The following is a 17,429-nucleotide window of genomic DNA, read 5'->3' as shown; positions in this document are numbered from 1 at the left end:
GCCATCTCCGGTCCCCTGAACGTAGGAAGCGCCTGACATGCCCACGCTGACGCTGGAGTTGGTCAAAGCCTTCCTCCGTTATGACGCAGACAACGAGGATCAAGACGATACGCTCAACCTCGCACTATTGGCGGGGGTCCAGTGGGTCGAGCAATATACCGGCCGTACGATCGCGGGAGCCGATCCTGAAACTGTGCCGGCGCCGCTATTGCATGGTGTGCTGCTGTACGCTGCAGCGTTTGATCGTTTGCGGGATGGCGAGGCGGCAACGGCACTCGCACCGGCGATGGTTGTCTGCGATCCATATCGGCGGATGCTGGTATGAAGCCGTCGCGTCTCGACAAGCGCATCCAGATCGAGCGGTCCGGCCCGCTGGTTCATAACGGTACGCAGAACGTACCTGGGCCGCCTGTCGTGGTCTGGAAGCGTTCTGCCCAGTTCATCGGCTCGCCGGGCCGCGAGCGGTACGCAAATGCGGAAACGGCGGCGGCCATGCCCGCGCTGTTCCGCATCCGTTGGGATTCGAAAATCGATCCCGATGCGGTCGGCGGCCTTAGTGTGGAGGACCGCCTTCGCTGTCCCGCACGCCCCGATGGGCAGTTATGGGAGATTGTCTCGGTCGTGCCGGTAGGTCGGCAGGATGCGATCGACATCGGCGTCGTTCGGATCGTTCGCTGATGGGCAAGGCCGGGTCGTTCAGCACGACCGGTTTCCGCCAGTTGGATCGCAAGCTGACGCGCCTCGCGAATGCGACGCCGCGCCGCAAGGTAGACGGGGTGTTGCGGGTCGCGGCCAACGTCGTCGCCACCGAGCAGCGCCGCTTAATCCCGGTCGACACGGGGCGGCACCGCCGCACGATCACTGTGACAAATTCGCCGGGATTCGTGCTCGACGGCATGGGGCCGCGCGATGTGTCGATCTTCATCGGGCCGCGTCGCGGCGGTGCCGGTTCGACGATGCACCTGCTCGAATGGGGCACGTCGCATTCAGCGCCGCAGCCGTTCGCCCGCCCGGCGGTCGACGCAAAGGGCGCGGAGGCGATCGGCATCGTCGCCGCTGGGCTGGCGGCATTGGTTAGGGAAGCGGCGCAATGAGTTTCGAAGCGGCGCTGGCCAAGCGGTTGCTGTCGGCGGCGCCGATCAGCGAAGCCGTTGGAACGCGGGTAGACTGGATGCGGCGGGTGCAGGGCGCCGAAGTGCCAGCGATCACGCTCCATACCATTTCCGACCGGCGCGGGCAGCACATGAAGGGTTTTCACCCCACGGTCGCCCGCATTCAGATCGATATCTGGTCGGTCGATTTCCTGTCGTCGCTCGCACTCCGCGATGCCGCCATCGCGGCCGTCGTGCCGGCGACGATGATCGATGGCGTCCGGTTCCAGCGCGGGCAGGACGTGTCGGTCCGCGCCGATCGCGAGGCGAGCGGCGATGGCACCGACCTCTACCGCCAGATCATCGACATCCAGTTCACGTACACAGGTTCAATGCAGGAGCAGAATAATGGCTGACGCAAACGGCAACAGCGAAGCCCAGATTGGCTGGGGTACCGAATTTTGGCTGGCGAATGCGGCCGGCGTTCTGACCGAACTCGACGAAGTGGTCGAGGTGCCGTTCGCTGAAGAAGTGGCGGACGACGTCGAAGTCACGCACATGAAGTCGCCGGGCCGCCGTAAAGAGTACAAAACAGGACTGATCGAGCCGGGCGAAGGCACGCTGATGGTCAATTACATTCCGGGATCGCCGACCGATTTGCTGCTCGCGGCTGCCCATCAGGATGGCAAGGTGCGTGCGTACAAGTCGGTGCTGCTGACCGAGGATGGTACCTGGGAGATCGAAGGCTTCCTGATCGTCAAGAGCCGTCCGCGCGCGGTGCCGATCGGTGACCGTAAGACGCAGTCGATCGCCGTGCGCTTCACCGGCGCGACGACCGAAGCGGCCGGCGCGTAATGCGCGGAGAAGTCCCGTTCGACGCCATGGGCGCGCGCTGGACGCTGTTCATCGGAACGGCGGCCCAGTGCGCGCTGGAGGCAGAGCACGACAAGGGGTTTTTCGCGATCCTTCAGGACGCGATGCCTTCGGTCGGCTTGGGTGATGTCGACGACAAGGTGAAGATGGCGGCAGCGGCACGCGATCTGCGCATCGGCACCCTGCGGTCGTTCGCCCTACATGGCCTCGTCAAGCATCATCCGGGGATCGGCATGGCGGAAGTCAACGACATCATCGACAACCTCGGGTTCAAGCGGTTCGGCGAGATTATCGGTACCGCCATCGCCGCTGCCGCCGATCGGGTCGTCGAGGAGGGCGGCCCGGCGCCAAAAAAGCCGTCGACCCGTACGCGCCGACCGACTGGGAAGGCCTAGAACGGGCATGGGCGGCGGCGGGGTTTCCGCCGTCGTCGTTCTGGGACCAGTGTCAGGCGACGTACGGGGCGGCCATGCGAGGTGCGGCTGACGCGCTCCGCCGCGATCGGGAGCGGGTGCTATACGGCGCATGGGCGACCGAACGGTTCGCCCGTGTGGATAATCTGCGGGGCTTTTCGCACTACGCTGAAGCGATGCTCGGTCGCGAAAAGCGAGGCCGTCAGACGCCGATGGAACAGCTTGCCGTGTTCGAGACCATGCGCGCGGCGGGCGTGCCAATGACGATCCGGAAGGTCGAACGGCGTCGGTAGTTTCTAGTTTGATGCTGTTAGGATTGAGTTGTTAGGTTGGCAGCCACCAACCGTTCGAGGGCGCAATGCGAATCGTCATATTGCTGACTGCTTGCTTAGGCGCGTGCAGTGTTTCGACCTCTTCGGACGACGCTTTCCAAACGGCTGTCGAGCAGAGTGTTCGAAAATCTCTTCGAGAGCCAGACTCTGCGCGCTTCGAGCAGATCACCATCAATCCTGCCGAAAAAACCGCATGTGGACGGGTCAATGCCCGGAACGGGTTCGGCGGGTTCACTGGTTTTCAGTGGTTCTCATATCGAGATGGTATCGTAACGCATGCTGACGATCCTGATACGAAAGAGTTTCAGGCTTCGTTTAGAATTTGCATGGATACCGCGACTAAACGAGCCTTGGAATGTGCCGAAACGATTAAGCGTGGCGGCAGCACAAGCTGCCTCAAGCGACCCGTTCGGTAATGATCCGGAACAACTAAAACCGATCACTACTCACGGCCAGATTGGCCAACGCAAAGGGCGTCGCGATTGCGGCGCCCTTTTCATTTCCACGAAGGGGGTTTGAATGCAGCAGCTTATCGCCTCGCTTGTCACGTCGATGAGCGTGAAGGATGCTGCGTTCGAGTCCGGCATGAAAGCCGCCAGTGCGCGTGCAAAAAAAACCGAACAGGATCTGGAACGCTCGACCGACAGCATGGGCAATGCGGTCGAGCGCGCGGCGGACCGCATCAATACCGCCATGATACAGGCGGGCGAAGCGGTTGCGTCGGTGGGCCAGAAAGTGACGCGCGCGGGCGTGGCGCTGACCGCTGGCATCACGGTGCCGTTGGCGCTGGTCGGCAAGCGCAGCAAGGATACGGCGGCCGATTTCGAGACGGCGATGAACCGGGTGCAGGCGGCGATGCTGAACGCATCGCCTGCCCAGCTACAGCAGCTATCCGACGCGGCCATGAAGCTGGGGCCGGCGATGGGGCGCAGTTCGATCGAGGCGGCCGGCGCGATCGAGATGCTGGCCAAGAACGGCATGTCGGCGGCGGCGATCCTGAACGGCGGTTTGACGGCAGCAATGCGGCTCGCGGTGGTCGGGCAGACGGAACTCGCGGGCGCGTCGGACCTGACGACCGACATCATGGCGCAGTTCGGCAAAACCAGCGGCGACCTGCCGGGCATCGTCAACAAAGTCTCGGGCGCGCTGGATGCATCAAAGATGGGGTTCGATGATTATCGGCTCGCGATCGGTCAGGCGGGCGGCGTGGCCGGTGGACTGGGCGTGCCGTTCGAGGATTTGAACGTCGCCTTGGCGGCAACCGCGTCGACCTTCGCCAGCGGGTCGGACGCCGGCACGAGTTTCAAGACGTTCCTGACCAGCCTGAACCCGGTGTCGAAGGAAGCGGCCGGGATCATGAAGCAACTCGGTATCGAGTTCTTTGACGCCACTGGGAAAGCAAAGCCGCTGACCGAGGTCGCGGAGATACTGCGCCAAAAGCTGGGCAACCTGTCGGATAAGAGCCGCCGCGAGGCGCTGTCGGCGATGTTCGGATCGGACGGAATGCGGACCGCCATCGCGCTGATGAGCCAAGGTGCCGCTGGGATCGAACGCTATCGCGGCGCCATCGACAAGGTCACCGCCGACCAGAAGATGGCGGTCCTGCTCGAAGGTGACGCTGCTGCCAGTGCGCGACTGGCGACCGCGATCGAGAACCTGTCGATTAAGCTGGGGCAAATCCTGCTGCCGGTGTTCGCGGCGGTCAAGAACGCCGCCGCCGTTGGGCTGCAGTGGCTCGCCGATCTACCACCTGCGTTTCACTATGCCTGGGTTGCGGCGGGTCTGTTCGCCGCCTCACTTGGTCCGGTGCTGATCGCCCTGGTCACGCTGTCGAAGATGGCGCTGCCGCTGTTTGCGCTTCGTCTGGGCGCCATCCCCGTTGCCCTCGCCGCGATCGTCAATCCCATGGGATTGGTCGTCAGCCTGATGGGCAGGCTGGCATTGCAGGCTGGCGCCGCGACGATGGTGGGGATGCTCGGTACGCGCCTGATCGCGCTCGCCGGGCCGCTCGGCGTTGCCATCTCGCTGTTGACGCTGCTGTGGCCGTTGCTGTTCCGCACGGCGACTGCATCGGATGCGGTGCGCAAGGCGCAGGATGCCGCGAACAAGACCTTGGACCTAGCTCGCGAACGGTCGCTGCAACTGGCGATTGCCACGGGTCAGTTGCGCAAGGAAGTGATTGCAAAAGCAAAGGCGGATGGACGTGCGGCAGCCGAGTCGCTGAAGTCTGCCGCTGCGGACATGGTCAAGGCCCGTTCGGCTCTAGCGCGTGCGAAGGCGGAGAGAGCGTCCATTGAAAGCATCGCGGCGGCACAGGGCGGCACGGCACCGGGTGCGGTCGGTTCTACGATGCGTCAGCGCGCGGATGATCGGATCGCACAGGCGGAAGCTGATCTGCGCGGACAGATGGAGGTCGTACAGACCTACAACAAAGCCGTGCGCGGGATCATCGCCGATATCCGCAACGCGACCGCACAGGACACCGGCACGTCGAACCCGACCTTCGGCGGCTCGGATGGGCCGAAGTCCGACCGTTCCAGCGGACCGAAGGGTAAGACTGCCGAGGACCGTGCGCGCGAGCAGGCGCAGTATCAGGATGAACTGGGTCGCATCCGGGTCGCGACGCTGGAAGCGACCGCCGACCTGACCGGCGCAATCACCGCACGGTACGATGCGGAGATGGCGGCGATCGAGGAAGATCGCGCCTCCTATGCGCGGTCGGTAGCGCTCGACGATGGTCTGAACGAAGCGAAGCGTGCGGCGCTGATCGCGGCCAAGGAAGGCGAACTGGCGCAGAAAGAAGGGTTGGCCGAACAGCGGCGGTCGGCGGCTTTGGCGCAGGAACGGTACGATCTGGGCAAGGCGTCGAACGAAGCTGCGCAGGAGACCGTCCGGGCCGAAATGGACCTTGCCGACAGCGCGTCCGCGCGCCGGGCGGCAGCGTTGCGATTGCTTGATCTGCAACGTCGGCAGGAGGAAGCGGACCTCGATCTGATCCTCGCCACCGAAGCCACGTCCAGTACCGCGTGGTCGAACGCACGGGCGCGCAAGGATCAACTCGACGCGATCTATGGCCAGCGCCGGCAACAGGCCGAACGCGACAATGAAGGTCCGATGGACGCCTATCGCCGCGACCTGAACCGGTCGGCGGCGGCGGTGAACGAATCGATCGAGAGCATTCAGGTCGCGGGGTTCGAAAAGCTGAACGACTGGATGGCCGACGCGGTGATGGGCGCGGACGATCTGGCGAAGTCGTTCCGCGACATGGCATCGTCGATCATCCGCGATCTGGTCCGGATCGAGGTCCAGCAACAGTTGATCAAGCCGCTGGCGAACATGCTGGGCGGCGGTGGCGATGCCGGCGGCGGTTTTCTGCGCGGCTTGCTGGGCGGTTCAAAGGGTAGCGGTTCCGGCCTGATGTCGACCGGGGAAACGATCAATGCCGATCCGAATTTCGGCGGTTTGGGCGGGCTGTTCGGCAAGGGTTGGAACGTGTTTTCCAAGCTCGGTTTCGGCGGCGGCAAGGCGTCGGGCGGTCGGGTCGGACCGGGCAACTGGTACATGGTCGGCGAACATGGGCCAGAGCCGTTCGTGCCCGACAGCGCCGGCACCATTCATCCGAACAGCGCCTTGCGCGGTGGCCGAAACGCTCCGGCGACGGTCAGGATCGAGGAAGCACCCGGCTTCGCGTCGCGCGTGGTCGGCATTTCCAGCGACGTGAACATTCAGTCCCAGCGGACGACGAGCCGCCGGGCGGCAATGCAGAACAGGCAGCGGCTCGCATAATGCTCGAATTTCCGCCGAACATCGTGCCGAACGGTGCCATTGCCTCGATCGTCGATCGAGGGGGCGTCCAGCGCGGTGCCAGCGCCCTCCGGGTCGACCGGTTGGGCAACCACTACCGCATCGCTATGACACTGCCTCCGCTTGACGATGAGGACGGTGCGCGAGTCGTCGTGTCGCGCCTGATCCGGGCCAAGCGCAAGGGTCTGCGCGTGCCGTATCCGCTGCTGTCGGTCGACCAGTCGGGTTGCGGGACGGGCGTTGTGGTCGATGGTGCAGGCCAGACCGGCGGATCGATCCGCGTCCGTGGACTGCCGCCGTACGCGATCGTTCGCGAGGGTTTCTGGTTCTCGATCGAGTCGAGCAGCGGTCAGCATTACCTGCACAACGTCGGTGCCGATGCCGCCGCCGGGATCGACGGACGGGCAACGCTATCGGTTGACGATACCATGCTTCGCCGTGCCTTCGCCGATGGGGCGCGCGTGCATCTGGTCCGGCCAATGATCGAGGGACTGATCGACGGCAGCGAGCAGGATTGGGAACTCGCTGTCGATCACAACACCCGTATCGAATTTACGATTGAGGAAGCCGCCTGATGGATCGCGTGACGCTGGTCGGGCTGCTGAAGCTCGAACTGCCCGGCCGGGACGTGTTGCTGTGTGACGGCGGCATGGTACCCTATGCCGGGCAGCTATATCAGTCGATCGACGACGTGTTCGGGACGGTCGACGCGTTCGAAGCGCTGACCGAGGGGACCGGCGACGAACTGCCCGCCGGCACCATCACTTTCCTGCCGCGCAACGTTGCGGCGGCGGTTGAACTGTCGCAGCCGGCCTATCAGAATTCCCGCCTGCGGATGTGGATTGGGGAGGTCGATGAAGCCACCGGCCGGTTGATTGGTGAACCCGATCTCATGGCCGATTGGCAGACCGACAAGACGGTCATCCGCCGGCAGACCGGCACGCGCGCGCTCGACATCGGGTGCGTCACCCGGTCGCAACGGCTGCTGATACGCAACGACGGCAACGCACTGACCTCGCCCGCGCACCAACGCGTCTTCGCGGGCGAGCGGGGGTTCGACAATGCGGTCGGGATGGATGTCGAGATACCGTGGGGCGTCGTGTCGCCGCCGCGCGGGGTTCAGCGGGTATGATGAACCTTCATGCTCGGGCCGAGCAGACGGCAGCGGTCGTCGCGCGCTTCCGCACCCGGCCGTTCGGATGGGATAGCGGGGGAACCTGCATCCACCTCGCCCGCGCCCAGATGCGGGCGCTGGGGCACAAGGTGCCGTCGATCCCCCGGTTCTATTCGGCAGTCGGTGCGATGAAGGCGCTGCGCGCGACCGGGCATGACGATCTGGCTGGGCTGCTCGATTCAATGCTGCCGCGCATCGCGCCGGCCGCGATGTGGGTCGGTGATCTGGCGCTGATGGACAGCGGTACCGACGACCCGTTTGACGCGATCGTCGTGTCGACCGGGCAGACGGGGTCCGGTCCGATCGGCGGCGGCCAGATGGTCGCCGGCTACCATGCTGACCATCTGGGCGGTGGCATCGTCAATATCATTCCACAGGCATTCAAGGGGGCGTGGCGACTGTGAGCGCCGTTGCGAAATTCATTGGCACCGTTGCTGGCATCGCCGCCCTCATTCCGGGGCCGCACCAGCCCATCGCGGCTGCCGTCGCGGTCGCGGCCAACGTCACCGCGCAGCTTACCGCCAAGAAACCGCCTGCCATGTCGGGCAGCGTCAACCGGATCACGCTTGGGGCGAACCAACCCAAGCCATACCTGATCGGCGAGACCTATTACGGCGGCAACCGGATCAACCAAGAGGGGTTCGGCGGCAAGGTATCCAAGGTCAACAACCCGTACATGGTGTTGGTCGACGTGTATTCCGGCGCTGGACCGGTCGCAGGCTTCGTCGCGCCCTATCTCGACTTCGTGCCGGTCACGCTGAACGGGAACGCCGCGACCGGCTATGCCGCCAACCATCTGTACGTCTATCACCAGCTTGGTCGTACGCCCGAGCCGGCGGCGTTATCGACGCATTGGGGCGGTTCCCAGACCTGGGGGCCGCAGCACAAGCTGTCCAGCTATGCTGCAATCTCGTGGTGCCTCCGATTCGATGAGGACGGCAAGCGGTTCGCGGCAGGCGTTCCCCAGACCGGTGCCGTGTGGCGGGGTGTGCTGTGCTACGATCCGCGCAAGGACAGCACCTATCCGGGCGGCAGCGGACCGCACCGTTGGGCTGATCCGACCGATACGGCGGCATTCTCGGCCGCGAAGGCGACATGGGAGTGGTCGCGCTGTCCCGGCCTGCACGGCCTGCGCTATGCGCTCGGCACGTGGGAACGCGATGAGTCGAACCCGGACGCGCGCTATCGCAAGACGTTCGGTCCCGGCATCCCAATCGACGGCATTCGCGTCGCCGATTTCGTGGCGCTGGCCAACGTGTGCGATGCCAATGGCTGGAAGGTCGACGGCGTCATTCACGAGCCGGGCAACCGCGACGACAACATGAAAAACATCCTTGCGGCCGGCGGCGCGGAGCGTTGCTGGATCGGGGGAAAGCTGGGTTTGAAGCTGTCGGCGCCGCGCGTCGCGCTCGATACGATCACCGAATATGACCTCGCCACTGACGAAGTCGAAGTCGGCGCGATGCAAGGCTGGGAAAGCCGGCTCAATACGATCGTGCCGAAGTACCGGTCTGCCGATCATAAGTGGGAATATGTCCCGTCGACCGCGGTGACGATCGCCAGCTACCTTGCCGAGGACGGCGAGGAGAAGGCCGAAGAGCGGCAATACAATCTGGTCCAGTCGAAGGATCAGGCGGCGCAGCTTGCCGCCTATGAACTGCTCGACGCGCGGGAACTGGGCGAAATCGTTGTGACCTGCAAGCCGCGCCTGCGCCGCTACGGGGCCGGCGATCTGCTGATCGTGCATCTGCCGGATGACGGCTTGGTCAATCAGCCCTGCGTCGTGCTGAAACGCACCGTCGATCCCGTCAACATGACCGTCGAACTGATCCTTCGGGGAGAGACGGCGGCAAAGCATGATTTTGCGCTCGGCCGGACTGGGACGGCACCGCCGACCCCTAGGCTGGTAGCGGGTGACGTTCTCGACGGCGTCGCTGTCGATCAGCCGTTGCCATGGGGTGCCGTTGTCGGCGAAGGTCGCCCGGTCGATTACGCCGATGTGACCGGCGAAAACACGTCGAAGGACACGAACGCTGTCGGCGGTCGGCCGGCGGATGAACTGCTCGCCCGTGTCGATGAGATCAACGATGTCGCGATCCCGGCGGTCAACCTCGCTGTAGCGACCGCTAATCAGCGGATTGATGAAGCGCGGCAGGCGGCCGATCAGGCGGCAGCGGACGCCAACGCCCGCATCGACGCGGCCGATCAGGCGATCGACGACGCGGTGCGTGACTTCGCCGCCGAGGTCGACCGGGCGAAAGGGGCCGATGAAGCCCTCTCCCGCCGGATCGATAGTATCGTTGCGGAGAGCGGCGGCTATGATGATCGCGACATTCGCGCGATCATTGCCAACGAGCAGTTGGTTCGTGCCGACGACGATCGCGCGCTGGCCCGTGAAATCGACATCGTGTCGGCCAGCGTGACAGAGGGCGACGACGCGGTCCGTGCCGATGTGAAGGTCACGACCGACGCGCTCGCTCGATCCGACGAAGCCTTCGCCCAGCGAGCGGAGGTGATCGAGGCCAGCCTCGACACGGTCGACAGCCGTATTGCGGCGAAGGCCGAAGAGATTACCACGGCCTATGCCGACGCCGACCGCGCCCTGACACGGCGGATCGACAGCATCGTCGCCGATGGAGGCTACGACGATAGCGCTGTGCGAGCCGAGATCAGCCGCGTAGATACGACAGCTATCGAGCGCGATGGGGCGGTGGCACGGCGTGTCGATACCGTGGAGGCGACCTTCTCGCCCGGCGGCGGGAATATGGTGCCGAACAGTGACCTCGTCACGACGGACGGTTGGGCGACGGGAAGGCATACGCCCGGCGGCCCGCTCGATCCCGTTCCGTATCTAGGTCTTAACGCCGCTGGCGACCCGTACCATCCGCCGGGCGAGAATGTGCTGTCGATCCTGCAATACGGTCCGCCGAACACGGCTGATGGGTCGGCGTATATCGATTGGAACAGCTCAACTTTCCCGGTTACCGCTGGCGAGTATCTGCAATTCTCCGCGCTGGTGAACTGCCACCGTGCGCAGGTGCAGGTTATCCTTGTGTTCCGTGACGGCACCGGCGGGTTCATGTCGGCGATCCATTCGGCAGTCGCCGGCCCGGTCGAGAACCTCGGCGACCGTCTTTCGTATTATGCTCGTGCCGGCGTCGTTTCGGCACGCGTGCCCGACGGCGCGGTCAACGGCTATCTGATCCTGCGGAAGCTAGATACGATCAAGAATTATACCGACAGCTACGCATGGTTCCTGCGTCCGTATGTTGGTGCCGCCCGTGAAGGTCAGACGGCGTGGAACCCGTACAGCGTCGGCCGCGCGTCGCCTGTGCTGCTCGGCACCGTCGCGCGGGTCAAAGACACGACCGACGCACTGGCCCGCGCCGACGCGGCCTTTGCCGAACGGGCGCAGTCGATCGAGGCCAGCCTTGGTACGGTCGACGCCCGGATCGCCGCGAAAGCCGAGGAAGTGACCCGCGCATATGCCGATGCCGACCTCGCAATTGCTTCGCGCGCGGCAACGCTGGAATCGGCCGCGTCTGCCGTCAGCACCAGCATCGTCTTCAATGACAACTTCAACTACTGGCCGGACGGCGGGGTGCTGCCGTCGCGTTGGTCGGTGTGGCTTGCCGAAGGCAACTTCCGCACCAACAGGTTGGCGCCGGGTCGCGGTGGCGGCCAGTACTGCGTTCAGACGCTGAACGATGTCGCGGATGTATCGAGCGGCTTCGTCCAGACGATCTACACGGCCGGCGCCGGCAAGTGGGTGATCGAGGTCACCGCCGGGTTCGACGGTTCGGGGGCGCGCGGCGCGGGCGTCACGTTGCACGGCGTCTGGAACATCGACTTCTGTTCTGATCCCGACATCAACGGACTGGTCGGCGATCGGCCCGGCGAGACCCGGTCGTGGACGAAGATGGTCGACCTTGATGGCCGTGACCAGATCAACGTTCACGCCATGCATGGATGGGCCGGCTTCGGTCGTGGCATGGCCGCCAAGTATATGGTCTGGCATCGCCTCGCGCTGCGTCCGGCCACCGATGGCGAGATCAAGGCGGGCAAGGCCGATGCCACGTTGAACGCGCCCGGCGGCGTGCTGGCGCGCATCACAGCGAACGAAGAAACGCTGGCCGATCTGCCGAACCGGTATGCGGCGGCAAGCCGCACCGCCACGCTTGAAGCACAGTTGCGCGGCGATGCGGTCAGCGGCCTCGGTAACACCATTGGCGCCGTCAACGGCCGGATCGACGAGACCAGCAACATCCTGTCCGCCCGGATCGAGGATCGAGCAACGGCCATTGCCGATGCGAAGGCCGGGGCCGTGGCGCAGACGGTGCAGGCGCTGCGGAGCGACTATAACGGCACGGTAGCCACCGTGCAGCAGCAGGCAGCTACCCTTGCCGCCGCCGATGGCCGTACGTCGGTATATTGGGAGGTGGTCGGCACCACTGGCGACGGCTCTACTAGGGTTCGTCTTTCGAAGTCGAATGGTCAGCGCGGCGTCTTCTACGTCGATGCCGATATGATTGTGGACGGTAGCCTGCTGGTCCGCGACAGCATCATCACGGACAAGATCGCCAACCAAGCAGTGACATCGAGCGTGGCCGTCTCGGGCGGCAGCGAAGAGGCCAGCAACGGGGAGGTTCGAATTGCCCAGTCCGCCGCGCTGAACGCCTCCGGCCTCGGATACACTCGCATCGACATCCAGTACGAGACCTCGGTATCGGCAGGCACCAGTTCGGGTGGCGCTGAAATGTACGTCAACCGCACCCAGAACGGCCAGACAGTGCGGATCGGGAACCCGATCACGGTCAGCACGGCAAGTGCCCGTGCGCCTTACTCGTTCTGGTTTCTCGATAACCCTGCGGCCGGCTCCGTCACCTATGACTTGGCGCTGAGCACGTCGAGCGGGACACGCATCTACTACGTGTTTCGAGCGTCAATCGCGGTTTCGGAGTTCAAGAAATAATGCGGTACGCGATAGTTCGGCAGTCCGATTCCGTCGTCCGCAGCATCGTCAGTGCCGACGATCTCGAAACGCTGATGATGAACTGTCCGCAAGGTTGCGATCCGGTGTCGTGTCCTGACGTGTCCGTCGCGCCCGGCGATTGGCAACTAGGGCCTAGCGGCTTCACGCCGCGCACGATGCCGGAGCCGACCCCCGCCGTCCTGCGTGCGGACCTGATCGCAAAGGTCAAGCAGGACGCCGAGGATCAGCGCATGCGCTATATGTCGCCCGGCGGTGCGAAGAAGGCGGTCTATTCGATGAAGCAAGCCGAGGTCGAGGCGTACAACGCCTTGGCGACGACCGCGGCCGGGCGGGTTGCGGCGTTGCTCGGGTTGGCGCCGGTCGCGCGCGGTCGTCGCTTCCGGTTCGCGCTGGCCGAGGCGGCGGCGCGGGGCGAGACCGACATCGTCAAGACGATCGAGCGGTATGCAACCGGGGCCGACGCATCGAACACCGGCACTGCGCGGATCGAGGCGGTCGAACAGGTGACGGTCGAGAAGCTGCAAGCTGCCAAGAACCTCGCCGAAATGCGCGCGATCTACGCGGCGGTGAAGTGGCAATAGCAATCCGCGCCTGAACCGACACACTGAAAGGACTGATCGTATGATGACGCTCGCACGGGCGCGCTGGGGCGCGCCCGCATGATTTCGGCCGCCTCCGCCAAAGGCTATGCCGCGCGGGCCGTGGCGGACGGGCCGGCAACGGTCGCGCCGCCCAGCTTCGACGGGCAAGGCTGGCTGGTCGTCATCAATCTGGCGGTGATGACCGCCGCCATGGTGCTGGCGACGATGATGGCGGTCGACCTGATCCGGCACGTCTGGCGTCGCCGTGCGATCGACAAGCGCCGCCATCCGGTGACGGTGTGGCGCGCAACGATCTTCTGCTTTGCCACCGGTATGGCCATCCGCTGCTGTGGCGCGGCGATCGTCCTTTGGGGCTGGAACCCGGCAAAGCCGGCCGACACCGGCAGTTTGCTTCTGTTGCAGCGCCTGATGGACCCGGTCGCGGTCGCTTTTGGTCTATCCGGCCTGGCGCTTGCTTACATGGCTGCTCCGGGCATGGTGAAACAGCTTCGCCGCCGGCCGCACCCTGTCGATTTCTGGACTGCTCTGCCACTGCTGAAGCGGCCGGCCGCGATCGTGGGGTTAAGCCTGCTCGCAGCGCTGGGCGTGGTGGCGACGCGATGATGGGCAAGGTGGTGGCGCCGCTTGCTGCGCTGGCGCCGGTCGCGGCTGCGATGGGACAAGACAAGGGGGCGACGGTGGCTGTTTCGGTTCCGATCGTCTGGCATTTTCTCGGCTATCCGTTCGAGGCGGGCAGCATGATTGCCGCGATCTGCGCCTGCATCGCGGTGCGCTTCTACGTCGTCCAGACCGATCGCAAGGCGCATCGCTGGACGGTCGACGTGCCGGTGTCGGCGCTGACGCTGCTGTTCACCGCCGGCATGGTCATCTCGCAGCGGCCGGAGCCGCTGTGGGCGCTGATGACCGGGACCGGGATCGGTGCGCTGGGCGCAGGTATCATCTCGATCGCGCTGACGTGGGTGCAGCGCGCGACCGGGCCGTTCGCGCCGGGGCCGAAGGCCGACTGATCTTCCGCCGCCGCGCGCGGCACTCCTGAAAGGCAAAGCAATGGCAATTGTACTGGGTCAGCGGTCGCTGGCGCGGCTCGCTGGCGTGCATCCCGATCTGGTCCGCGTCGTAAAGCGCGCGGCAATCATGGCGGACGCGCGCGACGACTTCACAGTGCTGGAAGGCGTCCGCACGAAAGAGCAGTGCTTCATCAACTACGGCAAGGGCCGGACCGAGGCGGAGTGCAAGGCGGCCAAGGTGCCGGCGAACTATGCCGCGCCGCGCGTTGGCAAGGTGACGTGGCTTAGCAACCCGCTGGCGTCGAAGCACTATCCGCGCCCGGACGGCTATAGCCACGCCGTCGACCTCGCGCCGTTCCCGATCGACTGGAACGACCTTGCGCGGTTCGACCGGGTCGCCGCGCTGATGGTCGAAGCGGCGAAGGTCGAGGGCGTGCCGATCCGCTGGGGTGCGGACTGGGATCGCGACGGCAAGCCGCGCGAGCGTGGCGAGACCGACAGCCCGCATTTCGAACTGGACCGGTGATGGTCTGGTTTCTCTTTTATCTGGCAGTCGCGGTTGCCGTGGCGGCATGGTTGCAAAGCGATCGGTCGGCTGACGGACCGTTCGCCGCCGTCGTCGTGATCGCGCTGTGCTGGCCGCTGGCGCTGGCCTTCATCCTGTTCATGGTCGCCGTCTCGCTGCTGATCGCGCTGTGGCACCGCGTGGGGTGCCGGTGATGGGCGGCGCGCTCGCCCTGTTGCGCCGCGTCTGGTGGCTGGTGCCGATCGCGGCGCTGGCGGCCGGGTGGTGGTGGACCGATCGCCAGCTTGTCGATGTGCGCCTGACGCTCGCCAACGAACGGACCGTCTGGAAGCTGGACGTGGCCGACGCCGAGAAAGCCAAGCTGAGGGCGGAGCGGAACGCCGCCGATCGCGTCGCTGCGGCGGCGATGTCCTACGCCGATCGGCTCGCCAACCGCGCGCCAATCATCCTCGAAAGCACGAACACCGTGAGGGAATATGCCCAGACTGATGCTGGTCGCGTGCGCTGTCGCGCTGCTGACCGGGTGCAAGCAATCGATCTGCTCGACGCCCGCCTTGCAGAAACTACCGCCGCCCCCGGTCGCCGCGACCGAGCCGTGCCGGCCGACGCCGCAGCACCGGCAAGCAGACGGTAGCGCCACGGCGGCCGACGACGACGCCACCATTCGCGACGGCCGGTTCGATCTGGCCGCCTGCGACGACAAACGCCGCCTCGCGATCGACGCGTGGCCCACTGCCCCTGACATGGAGAACAAGTAGATGGCACGATATCCACGCCGGTTCGGTAGCCCTGCGGCGCGGGCGCAGTCGCGCGCGGCGTTCACGGCACTGGGCGGGTTCCTGCCGGTGCTGGGCGCGGCCCTGTCGTCGGTGATCGAGAGCAACACCGTCACCCTGTCGGGGCTGGTCGGGTCGCCCGCGCTGACGATTAGCGGCGGGCAGTATTCGAAGAACGGTGCGGCCTATTCGAGCGCTGCGACGACCGTCACGAACGGCGACACGCTGAAGCTGCGGGTCACGTCATCTGCGACTGCCGGCGAGACCGCCAGCGTTGTTGCGACGATCGACGGGACGCCGCGAACGTTCAGCGTGACCACTGCCGCCGCAGGCGGCGGCACCCCGGCGCCTGGGCCCACGCTGAACGCGTTGTCGGTATCGCCATCGTCTGGAACGGTAGGAACAGCCTATACCGGTACGATAAGCGGGCGGACGGCGGGTAGCACGTTGGCATTGGCTGGTCCCGGTTCTGCTGGTTTGTCGCTGTCCGGGACGACGATCAGTGGCACGCCGACGACGGACGGCGCCGTCAACGTCGTTGAAACGCTTTCCGGAGCGACGAACACGCCGCGCACGACTAACACCGCTCTTTCGGTTGTTGCGGCCGGCGCTGCAACTTTGATGCCGTTGTGGCAGGCACAGTTGAATAAGGCGAAGGCTGGCCAAGGTCAGGCGCTGGTGTACGCCGCAGGCGACAGCACCACGGCAGGTTCGCAGAGCGGCGATACCGCTGACGGGTACAATAATAACGCCTATGGCAATTCGCCGCCGATCGTCGCGAATAAGCTGTTCCAGACGGACATGGGTCTGCCGTCCATCGGCAATTCGCTGACCGGTATGGGTGATAGCGGCATGGGTAGCGGCAGCACGCTGTCGTATCGACCCGACTTGCGTAACGGCCAGTGGGGTTCGACCGCGGCACCCGAAATGTCGATCGGTGGTGCCATGGCTGGCGGCGGCAGTACGACGACGCTTGGCTTCAACGATGACGGCACCAAGAAATATAGCCGTCTCGATATCATGTATCCGTTCGCCACGAATTACTCGACCTACAACGTTTCCTATCCCGGTGCCTCTGGCGTGCAGATCAGCGGCACAAAGACTGATTCTGGCGCACCGGACGAACTGCGATTTTCGACGTTCACTTATGCAGCGTCGACTACGGCTACTTCGGGCGCTCCGGCAGTCAGCGGGCTAGCGAAGATCGCCAGCACCACCACCAATAACCGCATCATCGCCGTGATTGCCCGCGACATGATGGCGAGCGGCGTGATGATTATGAACGGCGGGTGGAGCGGTGCGACTACCGCAAGCTGGCGTGGCGCAGCGGGCAACCCCGATGGCCTGTCGCCGATCTACGGACCGCCGCAGGCTTTGCGCCGCCTGATTACCGAACTTGGGGTCAAGCTGGTTTCGGTCAATCTCGGCATCAACGACGCGCGCAGCGATTCGCTCGGGGTAGCGGTTGCTACGTTCACGACCCGGCTGGGTGAAATGGTGGACGACATTAAGGCGAACGGCGCGGACGCGCTGCTTATCGTCCCGCATTGGGTCGCGACCGGATCGCGCCCGCAGTCAAAGCAGGTCGAACTGCATCAGGCGGTTAAGGACGTGGCGACCGCGAAGGGCGTCGCTGTGATGGATATCACGACAATCCCCGGCTTCGAAACTTTGGACGCTGCAACCGCCGCTGGGTACATGCACACCGATGGTATCCATCTGAACAAGCTTGGATCAAGCGTCGTCGGCACGGCCTACTACAATTTCATCAAGAACGGCTGACGCAATAGGCCGACTAGCCTGAATGCCCGCATCTTAGATGCAGCATCGGTGACGCG

The 17,429-nt window shown here is 64.9% G+C and carries 21 protein-coding genes; 20 read left to right on the top strand and 1 reads right to left on the bottom strand.

Annotation, left to right across the window (positions count from 1 at the left end; translation table 11 throughout):
- Positions 1-37: 37 nt before the first annotated feature.
- From AAIO73_RS10870 to AAIO73_RS10780, 19 genes are all read left to right on the top strand, one after another.
- Entirely contained in the window at positions 38-325 is a 288-nt protein-coding gene (locus AAIO73_RS10870) for a head-tail connector protein (RefSeq protein WP_345877995.1), read from the top strand.
- Positions 322-678: a phage head completion protein gene (locus AAIO73_RS10865; protein WP_345877993.1), complete on the top strand. Its 357-nt coding sequence runs from the start codon at positions 322-324 to the stop codon at positions 676-678. Before AAIO73_RS10870 ends, AAIO73_RS10865 begins: the two co-directional genes overlap by 4 nt.
- Complete coding sequence (locus tag AAIO73_RS10860; RefSeq protein ID WP_345877992.1) at positions 678-1,094, top strand: HK97-gp10 family putative phage morphogenesis protein; 417 nt, start codon at positions 678-680, stop codon at positions 1,092-1,094. Before AAIO73_RS10865 ends, AAIO73_RS10860 begins: the two co-directional genes overlap by 1 nt.
- A complete protein-coding gene (gene gp17, locus AAIO73_RS10855) occupies positions 1,091-1,507 on the top strand; it encodes a tail completion protein gp17 (protein ID WP_345877991.1) in 417 nt (138 codons plus the stop codon). The genes AAIO73_RS10860 and gp17 overlap by 4 nt, the downstream gene beginning before the upstream one ends.
- The gene (locus AAIO73_RS10850) at positions 1,500-1,946 is read left to right on the top strand and encodes a phage tail tube protein (RefSeq protein ID WP_345877990.1); all 447 of its coding nucleotides are present in this window, start codon (positions 1,500-1,502) and stop codon (positions 1,944-1,946) included. Before gp17 ends, AAIO73_RS10850 begins: the two co-directional genes overlap by 8 nt.
- Positions 1,946-2,359, top strand: coding sequence for a hypothetical protein (locus tag AAIO73_RS10845; protein ID WP_345877989.1), 414 nt, complete (start codon positions 1,946-1,948; stop codon positions 2,357-2,359). Before AAIO73_RS10850 ends, AAIO73_RS10845 begins: the two co-directional genes overlap by 1 nt.
- 74 nt (positions 2,360-2,433) lie before the next feature.
- Positions 2,434-2,670: a hypothetical protein gene (locus tag AAIO73_RS10840; RefSeq protein ID WP_056455241.1), complete on the top strand. Its 237-nt coding sequence runs from the start codon at positions 2,434-2,436 to the stop codon at positions 2,668-2,670.
- A 315-nt stretch (positions 2,671-2,985) separates the two neighbouring features.
- The gene (locus AAIO73_RS10835; protein WP_345877986.1) at positions 2,986-3,228 is read left to right on the top strand and encodes a hypothetical protein; all 243 of its coding nucleotides are present in this window, start codon (positions 2,986-2,988) and stop codon (positions 3,226-3,228) included.
- Positions 3,229-6,495 carry a phage tail tape measure protein gene (locus AAIO73_RS10830; protein WP_345877985.1) on the top strand — a complete coding sequence of 1,089 codons (3,267 nt, stop codon included), beginning with the start codon at positions 3,229-3,231 and terminating at the stop codon, positions 6,493-6,495. It abuts the gene before it with no gap.
- Positions 6,495-7,088: a hypothetical protein gene (locus tag AAIO73_RS10825; protein ID WP_345877983.1), complete on the top strand. Its 594-nt coding sequence runs from the start codon at positions 6,495-6,497 to the stop codon at positions 7,086-7,088. The genes AAIO73_RS10830 and AAIO73_RS10825 overlap by 1 nt, the downstream gene beginning before the upstream one ends.
- Positions 7,088-7,645: a hypothetical protein gene (locus AAIO73_RS10820; protein ID WP_055995084.1), complete on the top strand. Its 558-nt coding sequence runs from the start codon at positions 7,088-7,090 to the stop codon at positions 7,643-7,645. The genes AAIO73_RS10825 and AAIO73_RS10820 overlap by 1 nt, the downstream gene beginning before the upstream one ends.
- Positions 7,642-8,091, top strand: coding sequence for a DUF6950 family protein (locus tag AAIO73_RS10815; RefSeq protein WP_345877978.1), 450 nt, complete (start codon positions 7,642-7,644; stop codon positions 8,089-8,091). The genes AAIO73_RS10820 and AAIO73_RS10815 overlap by 4 nt, the downstream gene beginning before the upstream one ends.
- Positions 8,079-12,659 (top strand): hypothetical protein, encoded by a 4,581-nt coding sequence (locus tag AAIO73_RS10810; RefSeq protein ID WP_345877976.1) that lies wholly within the window; start codon positions 8,079-8,081, stop codon positions 12,657-12,659. Before AAIO73_RS10815 ends, AAIO73_RS10810 begins: the two co-directional genes overlap by 13 nt.
- Positions 12,659-13,261, top strand: a complete 603-nt coding sequence (locus AAIO73_RS10805) for a hypothetical protein (protein WP_345877974.1) — start codon at positions 12,659-12,661, stop codon at positions 13,259-13,261. The genes AAIO73_RS10810 and AAIO73_RS10805 overlap by 1 nt, the downstream gene beginning before the upstream one ends.
- Before the next feature lie 78 nt (positions 13,262-13,339).
- Positions 13,340-13,885 carry a hypothetical protein gene (locus tag AAIO73_RS10800; protein WP_345877973.1) on the top strand — a complete coding sequence of 182 codons (546 nt, stop codon included), beginning with the start codon at positions 13,340-13,342 and terminating at the stop codon, positions 13,883-13,885.
- The gene (locus AAIO73_RS10795) at positions 13,882-14,289 is read left to right on the top strand and encodes a hypothetical protein (RefSeq protein ID WP_345877972.1); all 408 of its coding nucleotides are present in this window, start codon (positions 13,882-13,884) and stop codon (positions 14,287-14,289) included. The genes AAIO73_RS10800 and AAIO73_RS10795 overlap by 4 nt, the downstream gene beginning before the upstream one ends.
- Before the next feature lie 40 nt (positions 14,290-14,329).
- A complete protein-coding gene (locus tag AAIO73_RS10790) occupies positions 14,330-14,815 on the top strand; it encodes a M15 family metallopeptidase (protein WP_345877971.1) in 486 nt (161 codons plus the stop codon).
- On the top strand, positions 14,815-15,009 hold the full coding sequence (locus tag AAIO73_RS10785; RefSeq protein WP_345877968.1) for a hypothetical protein: 195 nt from the start codon (positions 14,815-14,817) through the stop codon (positions 15,007-15,009). The genes AAIO73_RS10790 and AAIO73_RS10785 overlap by 1 nt, the downstream gene beginning before the upstream one ends.
- Positions 14,985-15,449 carry a hypothetical protein gene (locus AAIO73_RS10780; RefSeq protein ID WP_345877967.1) on the top strand — a complete coding sequence of 155 codons (465 nt, stop codon included), beginning with the start codon at positions 14,985-14,987 and terminating at the stop codon, positions 15,447-15,449. Before AAIO73_RS10785 ends, AAIO73_RS10780 begins: the two co-directional genes overlap by 25 nt.
- Positions 15,450-15,776: 327 nt before the next feature.
- On the opposite strand, the gene AAIO73_RS10775 is transcribed toward AAIO73_RS10780, so the two are convergent.
- Positions 15,777-15,950 carry a hypothetical protein gene (locus AAIO73_RS10775; RefSeq protein WP_345877965.1) on the bottom strand — a complete coding sequence of 58 codons (174 nt, stop codon included), beginning with the start codon at positions 15,948-15,950 and terminating at the stop codon, positions 15,777-15,779.
- Between the two features lie 88 nt (positions 15,951-16,038).
- On the opposite strand from AAIO73_RS10775, the gene AAIO73_RS10770 reads away from it, so the two are divergent.
- On the top strand, positions 16,039-17,373 hold the full coding sequence (locus AAIO73_RS10770; RefSeq protein WP_345877964.1) for an SGNH/GDSL hydrolase family protein: 1,335 nt from the start codon (positions 16,039-16,041) through the stop codon (positions 17,371-17,373).
- Positions 17,374-17,429 lie beyond the last annotated feature (56 nt).

This window comes from Sphingomonas epibiotica, from assembly GCF_039615155.1.
Taxonomy (GTDB): domain Bacteria; phylum Pseudomonadota; class Alphaproteobacteria; order Sphingomonadales; family Sphingomonadaceae; genus Sphingomonas.
Note: the sequence above shows the minus strand (reverse complement) of the source record. Positions and strands in the feature narration are given on the sequence as shown.